At 76.4% G+C, this 966-nt stretch carries 1 pseudogene; it reads left to right on the plus strand.

Features of this window, described 5'->3' with window-relative positions:
* Positions 1–966: pseudogene (locus FK498_RS18830) on the plus strand (ATP-dependent DNA helicase); the annotation flags it as partial.

A 966-nucleotide genomic window follows, 5' to 3' on the forward strand; every position in this document is an offset into this window, starting at 1 on the left:
TCGCGGCCCTCGGCACGCCGGATGCCGCGCCGGCGCCGCGTGCGCTCCGCGTCTGGGAGGTGCTGCCGGAGTGGGACGAGACCGCGCGCCCGCCGCCGCCCTCGCACCATCCGGTCGAGCCGCGCGAGGCGCGGGCGCGGCTTGCCCACATGCTCGGGCTTGCCGCCGAGGACCGGCCCGGCCAGGCCGACCTCGCCTCCGCCGCCTGCGCGGCCTTCGCCCCGCGCGAGCAGGCCGGCGTGCCGCGGGTGGTGCTGGCCGAGGCCGGCACGGGAACGGGCAAGACCGCGGCCTATCTCGCGCCCGCAAGCCTCTGGGCCGAGCGCAACCTCGCGCCCGTCTGGGTCAGCACCTACACGCGCAACCTGCAGCGCCAGGTCGATGCCGAGACCGCACGGCTCTGGCCGGACGAGGCGGAACGGCGCAGTCGTGTCGTGATCCGCAAGGGACGCGAGAACTATCTCTGCCTGCTCAACATGGAGGAGGCGGCCGCGGGTGCCACGCGCGGCGGCGTCGCCGCGATCGCGCTCGGGCTGATGGCGCGCTGGGCACTGGCGACGCGCGACGGCGACATGGCGGGGGGCGACCTGCCGGGGTGGCTGCCGGAACTCGTCGGCACCGCCAATACGCTCGGGCTGGCCGACCGGCGCGGCGAGTGCATCCATGCCGCCTGTCCGCACTGGCGCACCTGCTTCATCGAGCGGACGATCCGCCGCGCGCGCACCGCGCGCATCGTCGTCGCCAACCACGCGCTGGTGATGGTGCAGGCCGCCTGGGGCGGGCTGGACGAGAGCGGGCTGCCCTACCGCTACGTGTTCGACGAGGGGCATCACCTCTTCGACGCCGCGGATTCGGTGTTCGCCGCCGCGCTCTCGGGGGCAGAGACCGCGGAGCTGCGCCGCTGGCTGCGCGGCGCGGAGGGCGGGCGGTCGCGCGCGCGCGGGCTGCGCCGGCGCCTCGAGGATC

This window comes from Elioraea sp. Yellowstone, assembly GCF_006704265.1.
In the GTDB taxonomy this organism is placed as follows: Bacteria; Pseudomonadota; Alphaproteobacteria; order Acetobacterales; family Acetobacteraceae; genus Elioraea.